We start from the raw sequence: 8,327 nt of genomic DNA, 5'->3' as shown, positions 1-8,327 counted from the left end.
GTTTACCAAGGGCGTGGCCGCAAGGCTACCGCCCGTGTGAGCTCGCAAACGCCGACTCGCACACCGCGAACTCCGGTCACGCTCTCCACACTTTGGCAACAAAGCGCGTGAGAGTGATGGGGATCCGCGATTCTATTCTTTGAATGAATCGTCGGAGGGTTCAAGCAGTTATTCCATGCATCCAGGAGAGTCAACCCAGCCAGATCACACTGGCCATCCGCCCGGTGATCCCTTCATCGCAACGATGAGAGTAAAAGCGTGGCTCGCAGGCGGTACAAAAGTGCCCGCCACTGATCTGGGTGACGCCCAGCGCCTCCAGGCGCAGGCGCGCCAGGCGGTAAAGATCCGCCATGTAATGACCCAGGCGATAAGGGCTATGGTCAAAGGCTTCCTCCGCGTCAGGATGCACCGCGACAAAGGCATCATGCACTTCCGGCCCGACTTCGAATTGGGCATTGGAAATCGCCGGCCCCAGCCACACCAGAATATCCTCTGGTGCAACGCCCAGCGCCGCCACTGTCGCTTCCAGCACACCGCCGGCCAGCCCCCGCCAGCCGGCATGCGCCACGGCCACACGAGTACCATTTCGGTCACAGAAAAATACCGGCAGGCAGTCTGCGGTCAACACCACGCAAGCGTAGTCCCGCGTAGTGGCTACCGCCGCATCGGCTTCGGGACAATCCGCCTCGTAACGCTGCTGAATACGTGCCCCATGGGTCTGATTGAGCCAGAGCAGAGGCCGCTCGTCACCAATCACCTTGTGCAGCAAACGGCGGCAAAGCGTCACATGAGCCGGGTTATCGCCAACATGTTGGGCCGGGTTGAAAGCCGCAAAATCCCCCTGGCTGGGACCGGTCTCACGGGTGGTGACAAAAGCACGCACATTGGCCGGTGCCGACCAATCAGGTGTAAGCAGAGTCGGGTGCAGTTCTATGGCATCACTCATCGCATCGTCTCGCTGTCTTCACGCAAGTAGTCCAACAACATCAACAGATCATCCGGCAACGGCGCAAGAAAACTGACCTCATTACCACTGTCAGGATGCACAAAAGCAAGCTTGCGAGCGTGCAAGGCCTGACGTGGAAATTCACGCAGAATTTCCTTGAGCGGCAATGCAGCGCCCGGCGGCAATTTCGCTCGCCCGCCGTATACAGGGTCGCCAATCAAAGGATAGCGTTGATGCGCCATATGCACGCGAATTTGGTGAGTGCGCCCGGTTTCCAGCTTGCAACGCACATGGGTGTGGGCACGAAAACGCTCCACGACCCGGTAATGGGTCACCGCAGGCTTTCCCGAGGCGTTGACCGCCTGGCGTTTGCGATCCTTGGGGTGTCGGCCAATCGGTGCATCCACCTTGCCGCCCGCCACCGGCGTGCCGATAACCACGGCATCGTAATGGCGTGACATGGTGCGAGCCTGGAGCTGTTCGACCAGCACCGTCTGTGCCGTGAGTGTCTTGGCCACCACCATCAGCCCGGTCGTATCCTTGTCCAGACGATGCACGATGCCCGCCCGCGGAATCTGCGCCAGCGTCGGGCAATGGTGCAGCAGCGCATTGAGCAGTGTCCCGCTGGCATTACCTGCGGCGGGATGCACCACCAAGCCCGCGGGCTTGTCGATGACGATGACATGCTCATCTTCAAACACGATGGAAAGCGGAATGTCTTCCGCCTCGAAGCGTGTGTCGTCTTCCAACGTGGCGTGCAAAGCCAGGTACTCGCCACCGTGCAGTTTGTCCTTGGGCTTGGCCTGCTGGCCGTCGACGCTTAGCTCGCCGGTCTTGATCCAGCCTTTCAAGCGTTCCCGCGAGTGGCCGTCGAACAATTCCACCGCCACCTGATCGAGCCGCGACCCTGCCAGTGTGTCGGGTACGCGGTGTTTGGCTTCAAGAATCCGAGGCATGCGGGTGATCCCCTTGATGACGACATCATCCACGAAGGCCAGAAGGCCTGCGTTTTATGTCGAGGTGATTTATAGTAGACGAATTGCTACTGATTCTATCACGGCCGCTTTGGCTTTTTGCCGATGACGGCTGGTTTGACATGAGGACTACCATGCGCGTTTCTTTCGCTGCCACCCGTGTTGCCGCCCTGACGCTGGCTATCGCCTTGCTGGCCGGGTGCGCCAGCAACGACACCAACAATGCCGACGACGATGAATATGCCGACATTGCCGAGCGTGAACTCTACGAACAGGCTCGCTCAGCGCTGGATGGCGGACGCTATGCCACCGCGACTGAGAAGCTCGAGGCGCTGGATACACGCTACCCCTTCGGCGTGCATGCCGAACAGGCCCAGCTGGAACTGATCTACGCCTACTATGAAAACAGCGAATGGGAAGCCGCCCGAGCAGCCGCCAGCCGTTTCATTCGCCTGCACCCGGACCACTCCCAGGTGGATTACGCCTATTACCTGCGTGGCCTGGCGGCCTGGCAGGCAGGGCGTTTCAGCCTTGAGCGTCTACGCTTGATCGATATTTCCAAACGTGACCTCGGCGCATCGCGTGATGCCTACCAGGATTTTCGCGAGCTGATCCAGCGTTACCCGCAAAGCGAATACGTGGCCGATGCCCAGCAGCGTATCGTCTATCTGCGCGACATCCTGGCCCGCCATGAACTGCATGTGGCCGATTACTACCTGCGCAAGGGTGCTTATCTGGCGGCGGTGGAACGTGGACGCTGGGTGGTGGAAAACTACCCGGAATCCAATGCCACCCGTGATGCCCTGGCCACCATGGTGGAAGGCTATCTGGGCCTGGAAATGCGCGACCGCGCTAAAGAGACCTTAGCGGTTCTGATCGAAAACGCTCCTGACCATGACCAGCTTGATGGCCGACGCTTCCAGCCAAAGTACGTCAGCATGCACACCGCCTTGAATTAAACCTGTACAGGCTTTTTTTCAAGATATCTTGTGCAGAGTAGCTTCTCTCAAACCACGCTTCGGCGTGGTTTTTTGTGGCCCGCAAGGCATGTTTTCTCTTATTGAAAACACAGTGGTTACAAACCAAAACAGCAAAAAGTTGTACAAAACATATACCAGGTACTATTCTCCTCATTACTTATAATGATACAGCGCCTGTTTGGCGCCTGAGGGGACTACATGTTTTCCACAGCAAGATTCACCGGGACACGCATAGGCACACGCCTGGCGATTGGCTTTTCGATTATTCTCGGGCTTCTGGTTATCCTGACTGTCATCGGTATCCAGCAGGTCAACAATATTGACCGGGGCATGGCTACCATCAATGACGTAAACAGTGTCAAGCAGCGTCATGCCATTGACTGGCGCGGCAGTGTTCACGACCGCGCTATCGCCTTGCGCGACATCGTACTTACCCCAGCGGCCAGCAACCTGCCGCCTCTGTTCGCTGACATGGATCGGCTTCAAGCCATGTATGCTCAAGCCGAAAACGGCATGCAAAGCATCCTGGGTGACTACTCCCCCAGCGAACAGGAGCAGCAGTTGATCGACCGCATTGATGCCCAGGCCAATATCACTCGCCGTCTCACGGCAGAAGTGATTGAAGCACGCGAGGCAGGAAGTACTATCGAGGCCCGCAATATTCTGCTGCAACAAGCCGGCCCGGCCTACAGTGAATGGCTGAATCGCATCAACGCTTTCATCAATTTACAGGAAGAGCTGAACAATACCGTCACCAACGAGGCGCGCAGTACCGCCGGAGGCTTCCAGATCTTGATGCTGGGGCTCACCCTGCTTGCCCTGATCATCGGTGGCCTGATCGCTTTCCTTCTTTCGCGTCAGTTGCTGCGCGAACTGGGCGCCGAACCCTATGAAGTCAAGGCGTTTGCCGAAGCTATCGGCCGGGGTGAATTTACCAGCCAAGGCCGACTCAAGCCAGGTGATACGACCAGCATCATGGCCTCGCAAGTACAGATGGCAGGCCAGTTACAGGATATCGTGATTCAGGTTCGTAGCTCGGCCGAAGCGGTTGCCAGCAACAGCGAGCAGATCGCCGGAGGCAACAACGAACTGTCTTCACGCACCGAGCAACAGGCCAGCGCCTTGGCCGAAACCGCTTCCGCCATGGAGCAGCTCAATAGTACCGTCCAGCAGAACGCCGAGAATTCGCAGCAAGCCAGCCAGGAAGCCGCAAACGCTTCTCAGACCGCCACGCGCGGTGGCGAATCCGTGCAGCAGGTCGTAAGCACCATGAACGACCTCAACAAGAGCTCGAAGGAAATCGCCACTATTATCTCCACTATCGATGCCATTGCCTTTCAGACCAATATTCTGGCACTCAATGCCTCGGTGGAAGCGGCCCGTGCCGGTGAACATGGGCGTGGCTTTGCGGTGGTGGCCAGCGAAGTACGCAACCTGGCCCAGCGTAGCGCCGATGCTGCACGTGAAATCAATGACTTGATTTCCAGCAACCTGGAGCGTGTATCGCACGGTAACGAGCGCGCTGGGGAAGCCAGCAAGGCCACTGAAGAGATTATCGCGGCAATTGGTCGAGTGACCGAGATCATGCGCGAAATCAGCCATGCCAGCGCCGAACAAAGCGCCGGGGTGCAGGAGGTCGGGCAAGCCATCACTGAAATGGATCAGGTCACCCAGCAAAATGCCGGACTGGTCCATGAAAGCGCCAATGCCTCCAACAACCTGCGTCAGAACGCTCAGCAATTGCTCAGCTCCATGTCCGCCTTTACGCTAGCCGGACCCGGCACTTCTCACGCCCTGCCTGCTGCCCGAGCCCCTCACACTGCAGCGGCCATGCCGGCACCGCGCCAGCTCAAGTCACAAGGCCAATCGCAAGCTCAGCCCGAGTGGGAAAGCTTTTAAGTAACGAAATTTAAGGAACGAAAGAAGAAATTCAAAAAATCGCCGGGGCCCATAAGGCCCCGGCGATTTCTTGGGTGCGTACTTTTAAATAACGGTTTTTTAATAACCGTTTCAAGTAGCGGTTATTCGCCCGGCTGCCACCCATTGACGATGGGATAACGTCGGTCACGGCCGAAGCCACGCGGGGTGACCCTTACCCCAACCGGGGCCTGGCGACGTTTATACTCGCTACGGTCCACCAGCTTGACCACCTGATAGACGTCTTCTTCTTTATAGCCCGCATCGATAATCGCCTCGGCGCTCATGTCGCCTTCGATATATCGCATCAGAATCGCATCGAGCACGTCGTACCCCGGCAGTGAATCGCTATCCTGTTGATCCGGCGCCAGCTCGGCACTCGGCGGGCGTTCGATAACGCGCTCAGGAATCGCCAAAGACTGCGTATTACGCCAGCGAGCCAATCGATACACCCAACTCTTGTAGACGTCCTTGAGGGCGTTGTACCCCCCCACCATGTCGCCATAGAGCGTGGCGTAGCCGACCGCCATCTCACTCTTGTTGCCGGTAGTCAGCACCATCAGGCCTTTCTTGTTGGAAATCGCCATCAGCACCACGCCACGACAACGTGACTGAAGATTTTCCTCGGTGGTATCGCGCTCGGTACCGGCGAAGCTTTCCGCCAACGTCGCCATGAAAGCATCGACCATCGGCTCGATCGGCATGACTTCGTAATGCACCCCCAACAGCTCAGCCTGTTGCGCGGCATCGGCTTTCGAGATATCAGCCGTATAGTGATAGGGCATCATCACCGCCTGCACCCGCTGCGGCCCCAGGGCGTCCACGGCGATCGCCAGAGAAAGCGCCGAATCGATGCCCCCGGAAAGCCCCAGTACCACGCCTTTGAAACCACTTTTATTGACGTAGTCGCGTACCCCGGTGACCAAGGCACAGTAAAGGGTTTCTTCGGCTTCCACAGAGGGCTCGATCTCACCCGACTGCGGTACCCAGCCGTCCTCGTTCTGCACGAACTGAACCGGCATCAACCCCGCCTGCCAGGAAGGCGCCAATACTTGCAGCTGGCCGAAGCCGTCCACACAGCTGGAACCGCCGTCGAAGACCAATTCGTCCTGGCCGCCGATCGTATTGACGTAGACAATCGGCCGCTGAACGTCCTGAGCATGCTGCTCCAGCAAGCGCCGCCGTTCGGTGGGTTTGTCATGATGAAAAGGCGAGGCATTCAAGCTGACCAGAATGTCGGCCCCGGCGTCACAGGCCGCCTGTACCGGCCCGCCATCCCACAGGTCTTCACAGATAAGAATGCCCAGCGAGGCCCCTTTATGCTCGAATACCAGAGGCGTCATTCCCGGCAGAAAATAGCGCTGCTCATCGAACACTTCATAATTGGGAAGTGCCTGCTTGGCGTACTCGGCTTGCCATTGGCCATCATAGAGCAGCCCCGCCAGGTTATAGCGCTTGCCTTCACGTACCCCGGGGTAACCGATGATCACCAGTACGTCGCGCGCCATCTTTTCCGCCATATGCGCGCGGGCATGGCGCAAGCGCGCCTCCATGGAAGGCCGCAACAACAGGTCCTCCGGGGGATAGCCCGAAAGAAATAGTTCGGGAAATACCACAATATCGGCGCCGTGCTCGATCCGGGCTTCGCGTACCGCCTCGATGGCACGGTCCGCATTGCCGGGAATATCCCCTACCAGGGGATCGAGTTGCGCCATCACCAGCGTTAAATCTTGCATGGGCGTAGAAATCTCTTGAGAATTCAGGTCATCATGCATTGTCACGCAAGGGCCGCCGACTGGCAAAGGCCTGAGTGAGCAATTTATTCCCAACCTGGGAGTTATAAAAGGATGAACCTATTGATCATTCGCTTGATTATTTTTGCTGTGCTGTTCTTTGCCGGTTTGAAGCTATACGGCATGTACCGCCAATGGAAACTCGACCGTGAAGCCTTGCTGGAAAAGGAAAACCGCCATGAAGGCGGCCAGATGGTGCGCTGTCGTTGGTGCGAGGTGCATGTTCCCGAGGATGAAGCCCTTCGCGAACAGAGCCAGTGGTTCTGCTCCAGCGCTCACCGCGACCGCTACCTTCAGGAACAGGCCCAGAACGAAAACAACCAGAAAGAAGACAAGCAGGATTGAGATCAAGCGCTTTCCGGCTTGCCGGCCAAGCGCGCAGACGTGAGCTGATACGGCGCCGGGTCGACAAGCGGCTCACGTCCGAGTAACTGATCGACCAGCAAGTGCGTAGCCGCTGGCGCCAGTACCAAGCCATTGCGAAAATGTCCGGCATTGACGTGCAGGTTTTCCCAACCCGGCACAGCACCAATGAAAGGCAGTTCATCGGGCGAGCCCGGTCGCAAGCCCGCCCACTGGTGCGCCACCTTGCATTCGGCGAGTTCCGGCACAATGGCTTCTGCACTTTGACGCAACGCCATCAGGGCGGCGTCATCGGTACTTTTCTCGAAGCCGGTCTCTTCCAGGGTCGAGCCGGCAAGCACTAGCCCATCGCCCCGCGGAATCACGTAACGCCCATCCTTGAGTATCACGCGGTTCACAAAGCCCGGAGGTGTCTGGTAGGCGATCATCTGCCCTTTCACCGGGCGCACCGGCAATGTCACCTCAAGCTCCGCCAATAAAGAGGCCACCCAGGCACCGCCACAGACCACTACTTGACCGCCCTGGATCACCCCTTCAGGGGTCACCACTCCGCTAATACGCGTGCCCTGTCGCTGGAACCCCTGTACCGCGCATTGTTCGTGCAAGCTGACCTGCTTCATGGCGGCCAAACGCGCCCTCAACGCCTGTACCAGGCGAGGGTTACGCACGCTACCCAATGTCGGCATCCAAAGCGCTTGCTCGATACCCGGGGCGACATGGGGTTCCTTGGCATACAGGAAGTCGCTATCCACTTGCTCCAGTGGCTTGCCCATCTCGCGAGCCCAGCACAACGCTTCCCGCTCATCCTTCACGCTCAAGTACAAAAGTCCCTTCTGGCGATATTCCGGGTCGATCCCGGTTTCCTCCAGAAGCCGCAGGGAAAGCGATGGATAGACACCTTCCGACCAACGTGACAGCCGAGAAATTGGCCCGGAATAACGCCACGGATACAGCGGCGAGACGATACCGCCCCCGGCCCACGAGGCCTCCTGCCCACAGGTACCTCGTTCTACTAGGGTGACCGTGTGGCCGGCATCGGCCAGCTGCAAGGTGGTCAGCATACCGATAACGCCACCACCAATAATCAGGAAATCTCTCACACTATTATCCGCTTTGGCTTACAAAAAAAGAGGTCTTACAAGCTAAGGTCAATAAGACTACCCATCCCCGACCGTGCCTTGAGAAACGAGCTTGACATCCTCCCCCACCTTCAGCGCTAACGCGCTTGTAGAAGGGGATTCCCTGGTCGTTACCTCCCAGGTTCCTGCTTCGTTGTCCGTCGCCTCAATGCCTTGGCATTGCCGGTCTTACACAAACTCCACAGGCGTAACTTCCCGAGTGCCCCTCGGTAGTG

General features: G+C 58.0%; 7 protein-coding genes. 3 read left to right on the top strand and 4 right to left on the bottom strand.

The annotated features are described in order from the left end of the window. Window positions 1–190: 190 nt before the first annotated feature. Window positions 191–946, bottom strand: coding sequence for a peptidoglycan editing factor PgeF (gene pgeF, locus DU506_RS20130; protein WP_114488643.1), 756 nt, complete (start codon window positions 944–946; stop codon window positions 191–193). Further along, window positions 943–1,902 (bottom strand): 23S rRNA pseudouridine(1911/1915/1917) synthase RluD, encoded by a 960-nt coding sequence (gene rluD, locus DU506_RS20125; protein ID WP_114488642.1) that lies wholly within the window; start codon window positions 1,900–1,902, stop codon window positions 943–945. Before rluD ends, pgeF begins: the two co-directional genes overlap by 4 nt. A gap of 152 nt (window positions 1,903–2,054) precedes the next feature. Here rluD and DU506_RS20120 point away from each other — a divergent pair, with 152 nt between their 5' ends. Together DU506_RS20120 and DU506_RS20115 are read left to right on the top strand one after the other, a co-directional pair. Continuing rightward, window positions 2,055–2,879 carry an outer membrane protein assembly factor BamD gene (locus DU506_RS20120; RefSeq protein ID WP_114488641.1) on the top strand — a complete coding sequence of 275 codons (825 nt, stop codon included), beginning with the start codon at window positions 2,055–2,057 and terminating at the stop codon, window positions 2,877–2,879. 219 nt (window positions 2,880–3,098) lie between these two features. Then, complete coding sequence (locus DU506_RS20115; protein WP_114488640.1) at window positions 3,099–4,799, top strand: methyl-accepting chemotaxis protein; 1,701 nt, start codon at window positions 3,099–3,101, stop codon at window positions 4,797–4,799. A 122-nt stretch (window positions 4,800–4,921) separates the two neighbouring features. Here DU506_RS20115 and DU506_RS20110 read toward each other — a convergent pair whose 3' ends face one another. After that, window positions 4,922–6,553, bottom strand: coding sequence for an NAD+ synthase (locus tag DU506_RS20110; protein ID WP_114488639.1), 1,632 nt, complete (start codon window positions 6,551–6,553; stop codon window positions 4,922–4,924). Window positions 6,554–6,664: 111 nt separating this feature from the next. On the opposite strand from DU506_RS20110, the gene DU506_RS20105 reads away from it, so the two are divergent. Further along, complete coding sequence (locus tag DU506_RS20105; protein ID WP_114488638.1) at window positions 6,665–6,955, top strand: PP0621 family protein; 291 nt, start codon at window positions 6,665–6,667, stop codon at window positions 6,953–6,955. A 2-nt stretch (window positions 6,956–6,957) separates the two neighbouring features. On the opposite strand, the gene thiO is transcribed toward DU506_RS20105, so the two are convergent. After that, the gene (gene thiO, locus DU506_RS20100) at window positions 6,958–8,073 is read right to left on the bottom strand and encodes a glycine oxidase ThiO (protein ID WP_114488637.1); all 1,116 of its coding nucleotides are present in this window, start codon (window positions 8,071–8,073) and stop codon (window positions 6,958–6,960) included. Window positions 8,074–8,327 lie beyond the last annotated feature (254 nt).

Source organism: Vreelandella rituensis, assembly GCF_003336665.1.
Lineage (GTDB): Bacteria > Pseudomonadota > Gammaproteobacteria > Pseudomonadales > Halomonadaceae > Vreelandella > Vreelandella rituensis.
The sequence above is the reverse complement of the archived record's forward strand: the minus strand, read 5'-3'. Positions and strand labels throughout refer to the sequence as shown.